General features: G+C 72.0%; 17 protein-coding genes. 10 read left to right on the forward strand and 7 right to left on the reverse strand.

The genetic code is table 11. The features are described from left to right. Positions 1-26: 26 nt before the first annotated feature. Entirely contained in the window at positions 27-1,103 is a 1,077-nt protein-coding gene (locus tag AC3ANS_RS06935; protein WP_488295432.1) for an LCP family protein, read from the reverse strand. A gap of 139 nt (positions 1,104-1,242) precedes the next feature. On the opposite strand from AC3ANS_RS06935, the gene AC3ANS_RS06940 reads away from it, so the two are divergent. Both AC3ANS_RS06940 and AC3ANS_RS06945 read left to right on the forward strand, forming a co-directional pair. Continuing rightward, positions 1,243-2,730, forward strand: a complete 1,488-nt coding sequence (locus AC3ANS_RS06940) for an AlkA N-terminal domain-containing protein (RefSeq protein ID WP_488295433.1) — start codon at positions 1,243-1,245, stop codon at positions 2,728-2,730. Between the two features lie 2 nt (positions 2,731-2,732). Beyond that, complete coding sequence (locus tag AC3ANS_RS06945; RefSeq protein WP_488295434.1) at positions 2,733-3,212, forward strand: methylated-DNA--[protein]-cysteine S-methyltransferase; 480 nt, start codon at positions 2,733-2,735, stop codon at positions 3,210-3,212. 5 nt (positions 3,213-3,217) lie between these two features. On the opposite strand, the gene AC3ANS_RS06950 is transcribed toward AC3ANS_RS06945, so the two are convergent. Continuing rightward, entirely contained in the window at positions 3,218-3,940 is a 723-nt protein-coding gene (locus AC3ANS_RS06950) for an IclR family transcriptional regulator (protein ID WP_488295435.1), read from the reverse strand. A gap of 111 nt (positions 3,941-4,051) precedes the next feature. Here AC3ANS_RS06950 and leuC point away from each other — a divergent pair, with 111 nt between their 5' ends. The 3 genes from leuC (at position 4,052) to AC3ANS_RS06965 (ending at position 6,968) form a co-directional block, all read left to right on the forward strand. Then, entirely contained in the window at positions 4,052-5,467 is a 1,416-nt protein-coding gene (gene leuC, locus AC3ANS_RS06955; RefSeq protein ID WP_488295436.1) for a 3-isopropylmalate dehydratase large subunit, read from the forward strand. A gap of 1 nt (position 5,468) precedes the next feature. Further along, the gene (gene leuD / locus AC3ANS_RS06960) at positions 5,469-6,077 is read left to right on the forward strand and encodes a 3-isopropylmalate dehydratase small subunit (RefSeq protein ID WP_488295437.1); all 609 of its coding nucleotides are present in this window, start codon (positions 5,469-5,471) and stop codon (positions 6,075-6,077) included. A 228-nt stretch (positions 6,078-6,305) separates the two neighbouring features. Next, the gene (locus AC3ANS_RS06965) at positions 6,306-6,968 is read left to right on the forward strand and encodes an HU family DNA-binding protein (RefSeq protein ID WP_488295438.1); all 663 of its coding nucleotides are present in this window, start codon (positions 6,306-6,308) and stop codon (positions 6,966-6,968) included. A gap of 94 nt (positions 6,969-7,062) precedes the next feature. Here AC3ANS_RS06965 and cofC read toward each other — a convergent pair whose 3' ends face one another. Continuing rightward, the gene (gene cofC / locus AC3ANS_RS06970; RefSeq protein WP_488295439.1) at positions 7,063-7,722 is read right to left on the reverse strand and encodes a 2-phospho-L-lactate guanylyltransferase; all 660 of its coding nucleotides are present in this window, start codon (positions 7,720-7,722) and stop codon (positions 7,063-7,065) included. Positions 7,723-7,814: 92 nt separating this feature from the next. Here cofC and AC3ANS_RS06975 point away from each other — a divergent pair, with 92 nt between their 5' ends. Together AC3ANS_RS06975 and AC3ANS_RS06980 are read left to right on the forward strand one after the other, a co-directional pair. Beyond that, positions 7,815-8,573 carry a lysophospholipid acyltransferase family protein gene (locus tag AC3ANS_RS06975; protein ID WP_488295440.1) on the forward strand — a complete coding sequence of 253 codons (759 nt, stop codon included), beginning with the start codon at positions 7,815-7,817 and terminating at the stop codon, positions 8,571-8,573. Further along, positions 8,570-9,577 (forward strand): NAD(P)H-dependent glycerol-3-phosphate dehydrogenase, encoded by a 1,008-nt coding sequence (locus AC3ANS_RS06980; RefSeq protein WP_488295441.1) that lies wholly within the window; start codon positions 8,570-8,572, stop codon positions 9,575-9,577. Before AC3ANS_RS06975 ends, AC3ANS_RS06980 begins: the two co-directional genes overlap by 4 nt. A gap of 109 nt (positions 9,578-9,686) precedes the next feature. Here AC3ANS_RS06980 and AC3ANS_RS06985 read toward each other — a convergent pair whose 3' ends face one another. After that, the gene (locus tag AC3ANS_RS06985; RefSeq protein WP_488295442.1) at positions 9,687-10,760 is read right to left on the reverse strand and encodes a trans-sulfuration enzyme family protein; all 1,074 of its coding nucleotides are present in this window, start codon (positions 10,758-10,760) and stop codon (positions 9,687-9,689) included. A gap of 32 nt (positions 10,761-10,792) precedes the next feature. Here AC3ANS_RS06985 and AC3ANS_RS06990 point away from each other — a divergent pair, with 32 nt between their 5' ends. Then, a complete protein-coding gene (locus AC3ANS_RS06990; RefSeq protein ID WP_488295443.1) occupies positions 10,793-11,914 on the forward strand; it encodes a D-alanine--D-alanine ligase family protein in 1,122 nt (373 codons plus the stop codon). Positions 11,915-11,930: 16 nt separating this feature from the next. Here AC3ANS_RS06990 and AC3ANS_RS06995 read toward each other — a convergent pair whose 3' ends face one another. Both AC3ANS_RS06995 and AC3ANS_RS07000 read right to left on the reverse strand, forming a co-directional pair. Continuing rightward, the gene (locus AC3ANS_RS06995; protein ID WP_488295444.1) at positions 11,931-12,455 is read right to left on the reverse strand and encodes a DUF3515 domain-containing protein; all 525 of its coding nucleotides are present in this window, start codon (positions 12,453-12,455) and stop codon (positions 11,931-11,933) included. A 2-nt stretch (positions 12,456-12,457) separates the two neighbouring features. Further along, positions 12,458-12,694, reverse strand: a complete 237-nt coding sequence (locus AC3ANS_RS07000) for an Lrp/AsnC family transcriptional regulator (protein ID WP_284536751.1) — start codon at positions 12,692-12,694, stop codon at positions 12,458-12,460. A 110-nt stretch (positions 12,695-12,804) separates the two neighbouring features. Here AC3ANS_RS07000 and AC3ANS_RS07005 point away from each other — a divergent pair, with 110 nt between their 5' ends. Next, positions 12,805-13,755 (forward strand): thiamine-phosphate kinase, encoded by a 951-nt coding sequence (locus AC3ANS_RS07005; protein WP_488295445.1) that lies wholly within the window; start codon positions 12,805-12,807, stop codon positions 13,753-13,755. Between the two features lie 141 nt (positions 13,756-13,896). On the opposite strand, the gene rpmB is transcribed toward AC3ANS_RS07005, so the two are convergent. Beyond that, positions 13,897-14,082 (reverse strand): 50S ribosomal protein L28, encoded by a 186-nt coding sequence (gene rpmB, locus AC3ANS_RS07010; protein WP_011756723.1) that lies wholly within the window; start codon positions 14,080-14,082, stop codon positions 13,897-13,899. Positions 14,083-14,259: 177 nt separating this feature from the next. On the opposite strand from rpmB, the gene AC3ANS_RS07015 reads away from it, so the two are divergent. Beyond that, positions 14,260-15,954: a DAK2 domain-containing protein gene (locus tag AC3ANS_RS07015; protein ID WP_488295446.1), complete on the forward strand. Its 1,695-nt coding sequence runs from the start codon at positions 14,260-14,262 to the stop codon at positions 15,952-15,954. The last annotated feature ends 4 nt before the right edge of the window (positions 15,955-15,958 follow it).

Genomic DNA, 15,958 nt, shown 5'->3' on the forward strand with positions numbered 1-15,958 from the left:
CGCGTCGTTTGGTCGATGGGTTCGGCTCAGGCGCACAGGCCGTTGGCGGCCGCGTCGTCCTTGGAGCCGTTCGGGTTCTTGCCGGTGACCGCGCCCTTGGCGAACTTGCCGAGCGACTCGTCGTCGATGACCCGCTGCCACAGCTCTTTGGCCTCGGGTGCGAACCGCAACCGTCCCCAGTTGGGGTCCCCGACGGGGAAGTCGAGCGTCGGTGCCGTGACGAACTTGATGTGCTGGAGGTCGGCGCCGTTGACCGACAGGGCGAGCTTGACGAGCTTGCCGGCGCTCGCCAGGTCGGGGCTCGTCTCGATCGACCCCGTCAGCGCCCGGGCGAAGTTGTAGAGCCGCTCGGGACGGGTCAGCGTGCCGGCCGACTTCACCTTGCCGATCATCGAGGCGATGAACGCCTGCTGGCGCTTCATCCGGCCGAGGTCGGAGTTGGCGGTCGAGTGGCGCTCACGCACGTACTGCAGCGCGCGGTCGCCGTCGAGCGTCTGCGTGCCGGCGTCGAAGTGGATGTGCGCCACCGAGTCGTCGATCGGCTCGGGGATGCAGACCTCCACCCCGTGCACGGCGTCGACCATGCCCTTGAAGCCGCCGAAGTTCACGGTGATGTAGGAGTCGATGTAGATCCCGGTCACGGCCTCGACCTGCTCCACGGTGCACTCCGGGCCCCCGAGTGCGAACGCGTCGTTCCACTCGGCGTCCTGCGCTCCGGGCACGGTCGTCGACCCCTCGGTGCAGTCGGGACGGTCGACGAGGATGTCGCGCGCGATCGAGATGCCGTAGGCCGACTTCCGGCCATCCGCGATGTGGATGAGGATCGTGGTGTCCGAGCCGCCCTCGCCTGACTCCTTGTCGATCCCGCAGCCGGCACAGTCGCGGGTGTCGTTGCCCATCACCAGGATGTTGAGCTCGGAGGTGTCCAGCACCGGCTTCGGGCGCTTCACCTCGTGGTCGATGGGCGCGCCCGCGGTGATCCCGGAGTCGATGCGGTTGTAGGCGAAGACGACCGTCGCGCCCGTAAGCAGGGCGATCACGAGCTCGGCCACTACGATCACCCGCAGCGCGGTGCGTCGATGGTGACGAGAGTGGTCGGGCACGTCGGGATCCTTCCGGGGACGGCCGAGAGCCGTGGGGTCTTCAGAGTACGGGGACCCCGGAACCGGCGGCCCGGACTAGTGTGACGGCCGTGTCCGATTCCCGCCAGAGGATGTCGGTGCTCTGGGTCAGGATGGGCGCATGACCAGCACCGAGAAGCACGACGCGCGGCTCGACCGCGAGTCCTGCTACCGCGCCGTGAAGTCGCGCGACCGGCGCTTCGACGGCGTCTTCTACACCGCGGTCAGCACCACGGGCATCTACTGCCGGCCGTCGTGCCCGGCGCGCACCCCGGCGTTCCACAACGTCACGTTCCACCCGAGCGCCGCTTCGGCCCAGGCTGCCGGCTTCCGCGCCTGCAAGCGCTGCCTCCCCGACGCGACGCCCGGCAGCCCGGACTGGGACGTCGCGGCGACTGCCGCCGGTCGCGCGATGCGACTGATCGCCGACGGCGTCGTGGACCGTGAGGGCGTCGACGGGCTGGCCCGCCGGGTCGGCTACACCCCCCGGCACCTCACCCGCATCCTCACCGCCGAGCTGGGCGCCGGCCCCCTGGCGCTGGCCCGGGCCAAGCGGGCGCAGACCGCGCGGGTGCTGATCGAGACGACCGAGCTGACCTACGCCGACGTGGCGTTCGCGTCGGGGTTCTCCAGCGTGCGCCAGTTCAACGACACGATCCGCGAGGTCTACGCCGCGTCACCGACCGACCTGCGCGGCCGTCGTGGTGGCCGGGGCGCGACGACCGGCACGGTCACGATGCGGCTGGCGCTGCGCACGCCGTACCCCGGCTCCGCGCTGCTCGGGTTCCTCGCGACCCGCGCCGTCCCGGGCGTCGAGGCCGCGGGGGAGGGTTGGTATGCCCGGACGCTCGCGCTGCCGCACGGGTCGGGCATCGTCCGGCTCGAGGTGCCCGACGTCGTCGAGCCGGGCCAGACCGCGTTCGCGAGTGCGACGTTCGCGCTCGACGACCTGCGCGACACCGCCGCGGCCTCCGAGCGGGTGCGCCGGATGCTCGACGCCGACTGCGACCCGCTGGCGGTGGCCGACGCGTTCGCCGGTGACCCGGTGATCGGTCCGCTGGTGCGGGCCTGGCCCGGGTTGCGGGTGCCTGGCCACGTCGACGGTCACGAGATCGCGGTGCGTGCGGTGCTCGGCCAGCAGGTCAGCGTCGCGGGGGCTCGCACCGTGGCCGCCCGGCTCGTGGAGCGGCACGGTCGCCCGGTGGCCCATCCCGACGGCGAGCTGACCCACCTCTTCCCCGATGCCGCCACGATCGCGGGGCTCTCACCCGAGGACCTCCCGATGCCGCGGGCGCGTGGACGCGCGCTGATCGCGCTGTGCGAGGCACTCGCGAGCGGAGAGCTCGCTCTCGACCGGGGCCCCGACCGCGACGACGTACGCCGGGCGCTGCTCGCGATCCCCGGCATCGGGCCGTGGACCGCCGACTACATCGCACTCCGGGCGCTCGGGCACCCGGACGTGTTCCTGCCGACCGACATCGGCATCCGCGACGCACTGGCCGGTCTCGGCCAGGACCCGTCGCGAGCCGCGGAGCTGGCCACGGGCTGGTCGCCCTGGCGCTCCTATGCCCAGCTGTACCTCTGGCAGACCCTCGTGAAGGAGAACTGAAGATGTGGACCGTGATCGACTCACCCGTCGGCGAGCTCCGGCTCGTCGAGCACAACGGCGCGATCACCGCGATCGAGTTCTCGCCGTTCCGCGACGCTGACGGGCGGCCGCGGGGAGACCGCGACGACGACCACCCGCTGCTGGTCGAGGCGGCCCGCCAGCTGGGGGCCTACTTCGCGCGCGACCTCAAGGAGTTCGACCTGCCGCTGGCGCCGGTCGGCAGCGCGTTCCAGCAACGCGTCTGGGAGGCGCTGCTCGGCGTGGCGTGGGGCGAGACCGCGTCGTACGGCGAGATCGCGCACCGCCTCGGCATGACCAACGCCGCCTCGCGTGCCGTCGGCCTGGCCAACGGCCGCAACCCCATCCCGATCGTGATCCCGTGCCACCGCATCATCGGCGCGAACGGCACCCTCACCGGCTACGCCGGCGGCCTGCCCCGCAAGCAGCTGCTCCTCGAGCTCGAGCAGGATGCGCTCTTCTGATCGACCTACTCGGCGGCAGCCCGACGCAGCGACTCGGACAGCCGCTCGGCGGCGGCGAGGACGGCGGGCGCGTGCATGCGGCCGGGCTGGCGGGAGAGCCGCTCGAGCGGGCCGGAGACGGAGACGGCGGCGATCACCTTGCCGCCCGGAGAGCGGACCGGCGCGGAGACCGAGGCGACTCCCTGCTCGCGCTCGCCCACGGACTGCGCCCAGCCCCGGCGGCGGATGCCGGAGAGGGCGGCGGCGGAGAACGCGGCGTTCTGCAGGCCGCGGTGCATGCGCTCGGGGTCCTCCCAGGCCAACAGGATCTGGGCCGCAGAACCGGCGCGCATGGTCAGCTGGGAGCCGACGGGGATCGTGTCACGCAGGCCGCTGGGGCGCTCGGCCGCGGCGACGCACACGCGGTGCTCGCCCTGTCGTCGCCAGAGCTGGGCGGACTCCCCGGTGATGTCGCGCAGCCGGGCGAGCACCGGCCCCGCGGTGGCCAGGAGCCGGTCCTCGCCGGCGGCGGCCGAGAGCTCGGCCAGGCGCGGGCCGAGCACGAAGCGACCCTGCATGTCGCGGGCCACGAGCCGGTGGTGCTCGAGGGCGACGGCCAGCCGGTGGGCGGTCGGTCGGGCGAGACCGGTGCCGGCGACCAGGCCCGCCAGGGTGGCCGGGCCCGACTCGAGGGCGGTGAGCACCAGGGCGGCCTTGTCGAGGACGCCGACTCCGCTAGAGTTGTCCATATGGCAATACTGGCGTCTCAGATCATGGGATGCAAGCGTTACGATCTGTGACGTAGTCGAAGCAGGGGGCCCGATGAGTCGGGTCCACGAGAGGTCACGAGGGAGACAGTCATGGGCAAGACCTTGGCCGAGAAGGTCTGGGACGAGCACGTCGTCCGATCGACACCGGGGGAGCCGGACCTCCTCTACATCGACCTCCACCTCATTCACGAGGTCACCTCGCCGCAGGCGTTCGACGGCCTGCGTCTCGCAGGCCGCGGCGTACGCCGCCCCGATCTCACCCTCGCCACCGAGGACCACAACGTCCCCACGCTCGACTGGGACAAGCCGATCGCCGACCCGGTGTCCAAGACCCAGGTCGACACGCTGCGGCGCAACGCCGCGGAGTTCGGCGTGCGGCTGCACCCGCTCGGTGACATCGAACAGGGCATCGTGCACGTCGTCGGTCCCCAGCTCGGCCTGACCCAGCCCGGCATGACGATCGTGTGCGGCGACAGCCACACCAGCACCCACGGCGCGTTCGGCGCGATCGCGTTCGGCATCGGCACCTCCGAGGTCGAGCACGTGCTCGCCACCCAGACGCTGATGCAGGCCAAGCCCAAGACCATGGCCGTGACGATCGAGGGCAGCTTGCCCGACGGTGTCACCGCCAAGGACCTGGTGCTGACGCTGATCGCCCACACCGGCACCGGGGGTGGGCAGGGCTACATCGTGGAGTACCGCGGCCAGGCCATCGAGGAGCTCTCGATGGAGGCCCGGATGACCGTCTGCAACATGTCGATCGAGTGGGGCGCCAAAGCCGGCCTGATCGCCCCGGACCAGACGACGTTCGACTACATCGAGGGCCGTTCCGAGGCGCCGAAGGGCGCCGAGTGGGACGCCGCGGTCGCGCACTGGAAGACCCTGGTCACCGACCCCGACGCGGAGTTCGACAAGGAGATCGTGCTCGACGCGAGCACGATGACGCCGTTCGTGACCTGGGGCACCAACCCCGGCCAGGGCGTCCCGCTGGGTGCGGCCGTGCCGTTCCCGGAGCAGTACGACGACGAGTCCGACCGCATCGCCGCCGAGAAGGCCTGCGAGTACATGGGTCTGGTGCCCGGCACGCCGATGCGCGAGATCGAGGTCGACACGGTCTTCATCGGCTCCTGCACCAACGGCCGCATCGAGGACCTGCGGACCGCCGCCGCGATCATCGAGGGCCGCCAGGTCGACAAGGACACGCGCCTCCTGGTGGTCCCCGGTTCGGTGCGGGTGCGCCTGCAGGCCGAGGAGGAGGGCCTCGACGTGATCTTCAAGGAGGCCGGAGCCGAGTGGCGCGGCGCGGGCTGCTCGATGTGCCTGGGCATGAACCCCGACACCCTCTCGCCCGGTGAGCGCAGCGCGTCGACCTCCAACCGCAACTTCGAGGGGCGTCAGGGCAAGGGCGGCCGCACCCACCTGGTGTCGGTGCCCGTGGCGGCAGCCACGGCGATCCGCGGCACCCTCTCCTCGCCCGCCGACCTGCAGCCCGTTGGGAGCAACTGACATGGACAAGTTCACGACCCACACCGGCGTCGGGGTCCCGCTGCGTCGCAGCAACGTCGACACCGACCAGATCATCCCCGCGGTCTACCTCAAGCGCGTCACCCGCACCGGCTTCGAGGACGGGCTGTTCGCGGCCTGGCGAAACGACCCGACGTTCGTGCTGAACAACGAGGCGTACGCCGGTGGCTCGGTCCTGGTCGCCGGCCCCGACTTCGGCACCGGATCGTCGCGCGAGCACGCGGTCTGGGCCCTGCAGAACTACGGCTTCAAGGCCGTGATCTCCCCCCGCTTCGCCGACATCTTCCGCGGCAACTCCGGCAAGGCCGGCCTGCTCGCGGCCCAGGTCGACGAGAAGGTCGTGCAGAAGCTCTGGGACCTCCTCGAGGAGCACCCCGGCACCACGGTGACCGTCGACCTGGAGTCGCGCACCGTTCGCGCGGGCGAAGGAGTCGACGCGATCGAGGACTCCTTCGACATCGACGACTACACCCGGTGGCGGCTGCTCGAGGGCCTCGACGACATCGGCATCACGCTCGGACACGTCGAGGACATCGCGTCGTACGAGGCAACACGCCCGAGCTGGAAGCCCGCGACGATCCACGCGGGCTGACCGCCCGAAGAGACCCGATGAGAGGGCGAATTCCCAAGCAGGCTTGGGGATTCGCCCTCTTGCATTGCCGAATCCCGCTCTGCTGAGAGGTTTCGTCCTCGGTGAGGAACTGAAAAACACGCCGGAAAACACGCCGTGGTGATTGTGAGTGGGCACGCGTTTACCTAGCGTGCGTTGGAGAAAGTCGAGCACGGGCTCGACCACCTGTCGTTCATTGAAGGGAAGACAGTGAACAAGTCACAGTTCATCGACGCGCTGGCTGCGCGTTACGAGGGGAACCGCAAGCAAGCGGCGCACGCTCTCGAGTCCGTGCTGGACACGATCACGCGAGAGGTCGCGAAGGGCGAGAAGGTCGCGATCACGGGCTTCGGGTCGTTCGAGAAGCGGGTGCGCGAGGCCCGTTGGGTGCGCAACCCGCAGACCGGCGCTCGCATCAAGGCCAAGAAGACCGCCGTTCCGAAGTTCACTGCGGGCGCGGACCTCAAGAACGTCGTCTCCGGTGCGAAGAAGCTGCCGAAGCTGACGTTGGCCGCCGGCCCGGCTGCCGCCAAGAAGGCAACCGCCGTCGCCAAGAAGGCGGCTCCGGTCAAGGCTGCGGCGCCCGCCAAGAAGGCCGCTCCGGCCAAGAAGGCTGCTCCGGCCAAGAAGACGGCGGCGAAGTCGACGCCGGCCAAGAAGGCTCCGGCCACGAAGGCGGCCCCGGCCAAGAAGGCTCCCGCCAAGAAGGCTCCGGCAACGAAGGCGGCGCCGGCCAAGAAGGCTCCTGCGAAGAAGACCACGACCGCCAAGGCGGCCCCGGCCAAGAAGGCGGCTCCGGCCAAGAAGGCTCCGGCCGCCAAGAAGGCCCCGGCCAAGAAGGCACCCGCGAAGAAGACCGCGAAGAAGGCCTGAACCACACCGTCGGCGGGCCGTCACCCCTCGGGGTGGCGGCCCGCCGACGTGCTTGGCACTGACCGGGTTCAGGCAGCGGGTTCAGGCAGCGGGTTCAGGCGCCGGGTTCAGGCGCCGGTGCGACGGCGGCAGTGTGCGCGCCCACCCCGAGCGCGAGGGCCGCGGCCAGGTCGTCGAGGTCGTCGACGTCGCTGCGCACCGACGCCGGCACGTCGGTGAGCTCGAGAGCTCCGGCGAGGAGGTGCTCCGCGCGCGATCCCGGACCGAAGCGAGGATCGAACTCCGCGTCGGAGGCGACGTACATCGTGGTGCCCACCCCGGCCGCGTCGGGGACGAAGCAGGGGTGCGGGCTGAGGATGCGAGCCAGCGTCGCGTCGAGGTCGTCGGGGCGCAGCGCGGGCAGGTCGGCGCAGAGCGCGACGGGGCGGAGCGTGGGCCATCGTCGGACCGCCTCGGCGGCCGCCTGGCGCAGGGTGCCGTTGAGGTCCCCGCTGACCCCGTCGGGCAGCGACGCGGCTCCGAGGGCGGTGACCGCGTCGGACAGGTGTACGTCGTCGGTGACGACCAGCACCTGCGCGACCGTCCGGGCTGCCACGCACGCCACGACCGTGTCCAGGGCGAACGCCTGCGCCAGGGCGCGCCGGGCGTCCTGGCCGAGACCGGCGAGCCGGGACTTGCCGACCGCGGGTGGCTTGACCGGGACGAGCACGGCGTACTGCTGCGGGAAGCTCTGAGCGGACCTCTGAACGGACATCGCGAAGATCCTGTCAGGTGCCTCTCGCCGACGCGGCGCGGCGTCCTCGCGATGGGACGGATCGGCGTGAGGTGACCGAGTAACCTGCGTCCGTGACGGTACGCAAGCTCCAGCAGAGGCGCGGATGGGCGTGGAACCTCGCGGTTCCCATCATCAAGCCGCTGCTGCTGGCCACGACCAAGCGCGACTGGGTCGGTGGCGAGAACATCCCCGAGTCGGGCGGGTTCATCCTCGCGCTCAACCACGTCTCGCACGTCGACCCGCTGACGGCCGCGCACATCGTCTACGACCACGGCCGGCTGCCGCGCTACCTCGCGAAGTCGAGCCTCTTCAAGAGCCGCGCCGGCGCGTGGTTCTTCACCGCCGCCGGCCAGATCCCGGTCGAACGGCTCACCAAGAACGCCGTGGGCGCCTACGACGCTGCCGTCGAGGCCGTGCGTCGCGGCGAGTGCGTCGTGGTCTACCCCGAGGGCACGATCACCCGCGACCCGGACGGCTGGCCGATGACCGGCAAGTCGGGGGCCGCGCGGATCGCGCTGGCGACCGGCTGCCCGGTGATCCCCGTCGGTCAGTGGGGTGCCCAGCAGCTGCTTGCGCCGTACGCCAAGAGGCCGGACCTGTTCCCGCGCAAGACGATCAAGATGGTCGTCGGCACCCCCGTCGACCTCTCCGACCTGCTCGACCAGCCGCGCACCGGCGCGGTCGTCCAGCAGGCGACCGACCGGATCATGGCGGCGATCACGGCCCTCGTCGAGGAGGTGCGCGGCGAGGCCGCGCCGCCCGAGCGGTTCGACATGAAGAAGGCCGGCGTGCGCCAGATCGGCAACCCGAACAAGCGCGAGCGCGGATGAGCGCGGGCAAGGTGGCGGTGTTCAGCGCCGGGTCGTGGGGCACCGCGTTCTCCCTCGTGCTCGCCGACGCCGGCAACGACGTGATGCTGTGGGCGCGGCGCGAGGAGGTCGCCTCGGCGATCAACGAGCAGCGCGAGAACCCCGAGTACCTCCCCGGCGTCGAGCTCCCGCCGCGTGTCTCCGCCACCCACGACGTCGAGAAGGCGTTGCACGGCGCCGACGTCGTCGTGCTCGCCACCCCCTCCCAGACGCTGCGCGGCAACCTCACCGAGTGGGCGCCGTACGTCGAGAAGGACGCGGTGCTCGTCTCGCTGATGAAGGGCGTCGAGCTCGGCACGCTGGAGCGGATGAGCCAGGTGATCGCCGAGGTCACCGGCGCGGGACCGGAGCGGATCGCGGTGATCAGCGGCCCCAACCTCGCCAAGGAGATCGCGCGTCGGGAGCCGGCCGCCTCGGTGGTGGCGTGCGAGGACGAGGAGGTCGCCAGGCAGCTGCAGGCACGCATCCACGCGCCGGCCTTCCGTCCCTACACCAGCGTCGACGTGCTCGGGTGCGAGCTCGGCGGCGCCTACAAGAACGTCGTCGCGCTCTCGGTCGGGATGGCCGTCGGTCTGGGCTTCGGTGACAACACCACCGCGTCCGTGATCACCCGCGGGCTCGCCGAGACTGCCCGGCTCGCGATGGCGCTGGGCGCCAACCCGCTGACGCTGATGGGGCTGGCCGGCCTGGGCGACCTGGTCGCCACCTGCTCCTCACCGCTCTCGCGCAACCGCACGTTCGGGGAGAAGCTCGGCCAGGGCATGACCGCCGCCGAGATCTACGCGACGACCCGTCAGGTCGCCGAGGGTGCCAAGTCCTGCGCGTCCTTGCTGGCGCTCGCGGACCGCACCGGCATCGACGCTCCGATCGCGCACCACGTCACCGCGGTCGTCGACGGCCGGATGACCGCGCAGGAGATGATGGACTCCTTCATCGCCCGCGACACCAAGGCCGAGACGGACTGACCGAGGGACGAGGTCAGGCCGTCTGATCGTGGTCGAGCAAGCGACGCGGCTGAGGTACGAAGCCGCGGGGAGCGTGTCGAGACCGTAGGACCAGGTATCGCGTGCCGAGTCACCCGAGCGCGTCGAGCGCCGTCCGCAGGTCCTCCCAGAGGTCGTCGACGTCCTCGATGCCCACCGAGAGGCGGACCAGGCCGGCCGGGATCGTGGCGGGCTCGGCCTTCCAGCGACGGCGCCGCTCGAACGTCGACTCGACCCCGCCGAGGGACGTGGCGTGCACCCACAGGCTCGTCGAGCGGGTGAGCAGGTCCGCGGCGTCGGCGCCCGCGGCGACGACGATCGAGACGATCCCGCCGAAGCCGGGGTAGCGGACCTCCGAGAGCGCTGGGTGCTCCCGGAGTCGCCGCACGAGCTCGGTGGCGTTGGCCTGGGCGCGCTCGACGCGCAGGTGCAGGGTGCGCAGGCCGCGCAGGGCGAGCCAGGCCTCCAGCGTGCCGGGCGTGGCGCCCATCAGCTCGCGCCGGCCCTTGAGGACGGCGTACAGCTCGTCGTCGCCGGTGACGAGCGCGCCCATGAGCACGTCGCTGTGCCCGGCGAGGTACTTGGTGACCGAGTGCACGACGATGTCCGCACCCAGGCTCAGCGGCTGCTGCAGGATCGGCGTCGCGAACGTGTTGTCGACCACGACATAGGCGCCTGCCTCCCGTGCGGCGGCAGCGATGGTGGGGATGTCGGCGACCTCGAGTGCGGGGTTGGTGGGGGACTCCAGCCACACCAGCGCGGCGTCCGCGCTCGCGGCGACGACGGCCTCGGTGTCGGTGATGTCGACCAGCGTGGAGCGGATCCGGCCGCGGCTCTCGAGGTCGGCGAGCTGCAGCAGCGTCCCGGTGTAGGAGTGGGCCGGCGCGACGACGAGCCCGTCGTGGCCGACCAGGTCGAGCACGGTGGTCACGGCGCCCATGCCGGACGCGAACGCGAGCGCCCGGCCACCCTCCAGCGCGCCCAGGGCGTCCTCGAACGCCGCCCAGCTCGGGTTGCCGTAGCGGGAGTACTCCAGGTCGCCGGTGGCGCCGTACGCCGAGGCCATCGTGATGGGCACGTTCAGCGGCTGGTCCGGTCCTCGCTCCGGCCGTCCGGCGGTGACGGCGATCGTGGCTGGCTGGTGCTCCCGCGAGGCGCTGCTCATGGGCCCACGCTAGACGGATAGGGTCGGGCCCGATGAACGAGTCTCGCCGCAGGCCCCGCGTCGCCGTCGTGTTCGGCGGCAAGTCCAGCGAACACGCCATCTCGTGCGTGACGGCCGGCAGCGTGCTGGCCGCCATCGACCGCGAGGCGTACGACGTCGTGCCGATCGGCATCGCGACCGACGGCCGCTGGGTGCTGGAGTCCGGTGACCCCGAGCGGCTGCGGATCGAGGGCCCCGATCGGCTCCCGCAGGTGGACGGCGAGCGGGCGACGGTGGCGCTGGCGCCCGAGAGCGCGTCGACCGGACTGGTCGTGACCGAGGCCTCGCAACCCCCGCGCACCCTCGGCGACGTCGACGTGGTCTTCCCGCTGCTTCACGGTCCGTGGGGCGAGGACGGCACGATCCAGGGCCTGCTCGAGATGGCCGGGGTCCGCTACGTCGGTGCCGGCGTGCTCGCCTCGGCGGTGAGCATGGACAAGGCGTACATGAAGGTGGTCCTCGCCGCGGCCGGCCTGCCGGTGCTGCCCTCGACCACGGTGAGCGCGCGGGAGTGGCGCCGCGACCCGGAGCGCTGCCGGGTCCGCGCCGACGCGCTCGGCTACCCCCTGTTCACCAAGCCCGCGCGCGGTGGCTCGAGCATGGGCATCTCGAAGGTGCACGACCGCTCCGAGCTCGACGAGGCGATCGAGGAGGCGCTGCGCCACGACCCCAAGGTCCTGGTCGAGGCCGCGGCGATCGACGCTCGCGAGGTCGAGTGCGGGGTGCTGGAGGCGTTCGACGGCACGCCCGAGACCAGCGTCCCGGCGGAGATCCGGATCTCCGGGGACCATGAGTTCTACGACTTCGCCGCCAAGTACCTCCCCGAGGAGCACACCGATCTCGACGTCCCGGCGGACCTGCCCGACGCGGTGGTCCGGCAGATCCAGGAGCTGTCGGTCCGGGCCTTCGAGGCCGTCGGGTGCGAGGGCCTGGCGCGGGTCGACTTCTTCGTGCTGCCCGGTGAGCGGTTGGTCGTCAACGAGATCAACACCATGCCCGGCTTCACCCCGACCTCGATGTACCCACGGATGTGGGCGGCCTCGGGGATCGACTACCCGGCCCTCGTCGACCGGCTGATCCAGCTGGCGTTGCGGCGCGACACCGGCCTGCGCTAGCGGCGCAGGCCCCCGCTCAGGAGCACCTGTCCTCGAGGGTCAGGTCCTTCTTGACCAGGGCGGAGATCGTCGCCAGAGCGTCCGCCGACGGTGCACCGCGCCGGTTGGCGGGCACCCGCAGCTCGACCCGGGGCAGGTAGCTCATCGCGGTCAGCACGGCAGCGGAGCTCTGATCCTGCTCCTGCTCCGGGGGCACGAACCAGCCGACCCCCGAGACGTCGGTGCAGGCGGAGAACTGGTCGAAGCCGTCGGGTACGCCGACCCCGCACGTCAGCACGATCGCCGGGTCGCCCCAGGCGGCGCCGTACGCGCTGTCACCGCTGGTCTCGCGGAGCCCCAGGCCGGCAAGGGTGCGCGGCAGGTCGGCGACGAGACGCTCGCACGCGGCGCGGTCCTGCGCCGAGAGGTCGGGCGCGTCGATCTCGACGGGGCCGGCCGAGCAGGAGCCGGCCACCAGCGCCGTCAATAGCGTGGCCGCACACGCGACGACGCCCCGGGTCCGCGGGGACCCGGGGCGCCGGCGACGTACGGCGGGGGTCACCCTCAGATGTGCACGACCGGGCAGGTCAGCGTGCGGGTGATGCCCTCGAGGTTCTGGACCTTCGAGACGACCAGCTTGCCGAGCTCGTCGACGTTGCGGGCCTCGGCGCGCACGATCACGTCGTAGGGGCCGGTGACGTCCTCGGCGAGGGTCACGCCCTTGACCTGCGCAATGGCGGAGGCGACCTCGGCGGCCTTGCCGACATCGGTCTGGATCAGGATGTACGCCTGGACGACCATCGAGCTCTCCCTGTTGTTTGGGGCGGTCTGGGGGTGATCTGGGTTCTGCGGGCTTGTGCCACGCCAACCTACCGTGCGGTTCCCCCTGCCGCATCTGGTGGGATGGGTCCATGCCGTTCCCCCCAGACGCGACACTGTCCGACGCCGGTGAGTTCGGCCTGATCCGGGCGCTGGTCGACCTGTTCCCCCAGGGGGAACAGGTGCTCGTGGGGCCCGGCGACGACGCCGCCGTGCTGCGCGTGCGGCACGGGCACGTGCTGGTGTCCTCCGACCTGATGGTCGAAGGGCGCCACTTCCGCCGCGAGTGGGCCGAGGCGGCGGACGTCGGTCACCGCGCGGCCGCGCAGAACCTCTCCGACATCAACGCGATGGGCGGGCGAGCCACCTCGCTGACCATCGGACTGGCCGCGCCGGCCGACCTGCCGGTGCAGTGGGCGCTCGACTTCGCCCGCGGGTTCGCGGAGGAGTGCGAGCTGGTGGGGGCCAGCGTCGTCGGAGGCGACCTGACCCGGGCCGAGGAGATCGTGATCGCGGTGACGGTCCTCGGCGAGTGCACCCAGGCGCCGGTGCTCCGCTCCGGGGCGCGCCCCGGTGACGTGCTCGCGCTGCGCGGGCGGCAGGGCTGGGCGGCGGGCGGTCTGGCCGTGCTCGGCCGGGGCTTCCGCTCCCCGCGCACCCTCGTGGAGGCCTACCGCCGCCCGGAGCCGCCGTACGACGCGGGCCGGGAGGCCGCCGAGGCGGGTGCCACCGCGATGATCGACATCTCCGACGGCCTGCTCGCCGAGGCCGGCCACGTCGCCGCCGACTCGGGTGTCGCGATCGACGTGCACACCGCGGCGTTCGAGATCCCGGAGCCGCTGCAGGCCGTCAGTGCGGCACTGGGCTCCGACCCGATGCAGTTCATCCTCGGCGGCGGCGACGACCACGCGCTGCTCGCCACGTTCCCCGACGTCGCGTCTGTGCCGGCCGGCTGGTCGGTCATCGGCGCCGTCACCGAGGGGGAGGGCGTCACCGTCGATGGCGCGGAGTACGACGGCCCCACCGGCTGGATCCACTACTGAGCAAACGAAAAGACCGCCACCCCTCGAGGTGACGGTCTGCTCTCGTCTTGCTGGATCTCGACCCGGCGGTTCGCCCCGCTCCGCGGTGCGACGCCTTGCTCGATCTCCCGCGCTGACGCGCTTGCGGCTTCGCCGCAACCGCTAGCGCGTGACCTTGCCGGCCTTGAGGCAGCCGGTGCAGACGTTGAGGCGCTTCGGGGTGCCGTTGACGGTGGCCCGGACGCGCTGGATGTTGGGGTCGAACCGGCGCTTGGTGATCTTGCGCGACCACGGACGGTTGTTGCCGAAGCCCGGCTTCTTGGCGCAGATGTCGCAGACGGCAGCCACCGCGTGCTCCTTAAACGATCGAGGGTTGTGGATCTTGGAACGTATGTGGGACCCGCGCGCAGCGGGCAACCGAGCAAGAGTATCCGATGGGCCCGGACACGCGGAAATCGACCGGACGCACTAGCCTGTCTGACTCGACATCTCGAAGGCGAGCAGTCTCCACGATCGAGGACGGCGATGGAAACTCCCCGCAGCGGCGCCATCACGCTGTCGGTGGTGCTGCGGTTCGTCGACATCGCCACCGACGCGCTGGCCGACGCCCGCGAGGAGATCGACGCGCTCAACGTCTACCCCGTGCCCGACGGCGACACCGGCACGAACATGTACCTCACGGTCTCGGCGGCGCGCGACGCCGTTCGCGAGGCCACCGGCGGCGACCCGGACTCCGACCTCGGTACGGCGCTCGCCGCGTTCAGCCGCGGCGCGCTCCTCGGCGCCCGGGGCAACTCCGGGGTGATCCTCAGCGAGATGCTCGGCGCGATCGTGCGCCGGATCGCGCACGCCGAGCCGACCGAGCGCAACGCCCAGGTGATGGCCGACGCGCTGCGCCGGGCCACCGACGCCAGCTACGCGGCGGTCGGCACCCCGGTCGAGGGCACCATGCTCACGGTGACGCGGGCGGCCAGCGAGGCAGCGGCCGAGGTGGCCAAGGACTCCGCGGCCCGGGCACGAGACGTCTTCACGGCGGCAGCGGCGGCGGCCCGGGAGTCCCTGGCGCACACCCCGGAGCAGCTGCCCGCGCTGCGGGCCGCCGGGGTGGTCGACGCCGGCGGCCGGGGGGTGAGCGTGATCCTCGACGCGGCCGAGACGGTCCTGACCGGACGCCGGCCGACCCCGGTGACCACGCCGTTCGGCAGTCACCACATCCCGGTCCCGGCGGCGCCCGCGTCACACGGTGACCACCCTCCCGGCGCAACCACAGTCGTCGACCGCCTCGACCCGAGCGGACCCTCCTACGAGGTGATGTACCTCCTGGAGGCCGACGACGCCGCGATACCGGCCCTGCGGACCAGGCTGGCGCCCCTCGGCGACTCCCTGGTCGTCGTGGGCGGGGAGCGGCTGTGGAACGTGCACGTGCACGTCGACGACGTCGGCGCGGCGATCGAGGCGGGCATCGCCGCGGGCCGTCCCCACCGGGTGCGGGTCACTCACTTCGCCGAGCAGATCGCCGCTGCCCGCGGGCGCACCGCCGCCCGTGACGGCCGCGCCGTGGTCGCCGTGGCGGCCGGTCCCGGTCTGGCCGCGCTGTTCGAGGAGGCGGGTGCGGTCGTCGTACCCGGCGGGCCCGGGCACCGGCCCTCCACCGGCCAGCTGCTCGAGGCCATCACGTCCTGTGGCGCGTCCGAGGTGATCGTGCTGCCCAACGACCACGACTCCGTGCGGGTCGCCCAGATCGCGGCGAGCACCGCCGAGGCCGACTCCGACGGCGCACTCCGGGTCGCGGTGATCCCGACCCAGGCGCAGGTCACCGGCCTGGCGGCGATCGCCGTCCACGAGCCGGGCCGGTCCTTCGACCAGGACGTGCTCGAGATGACCGCCACCGCCCGCCACGCCCGCCAGGGTGCGGTCACGATCGCGGCCAAGCAGGCGATGACGATGGCCGGCCCGTGCGAGCCCGGTGACGCGCTCGGCGTCATCGCCGGCGACTTCGCGGTCGTGGGGGAGGACCTGTACGCCGTGGCTACCGAGGTGCTCGACCGCCTCCTGGGTGGTGGCGGCGAGCTGGTCACGCTCGTGGCCGGCGCCGAGGACGCGGAGGGGTCGCTCGCGACGCGCTGCGCCGGGTACGTCGAGGAGCACCATCCCGCTGTCGACGTCGTGGTGTACGACGGTGGTCAGGGGCGCTATCCGCTCCTGATGTCCGTCGAGTAGGAAC

The sequence above is a fragment of the Nocardia sp. 149-1B genome (assembly GCF_057747975.1).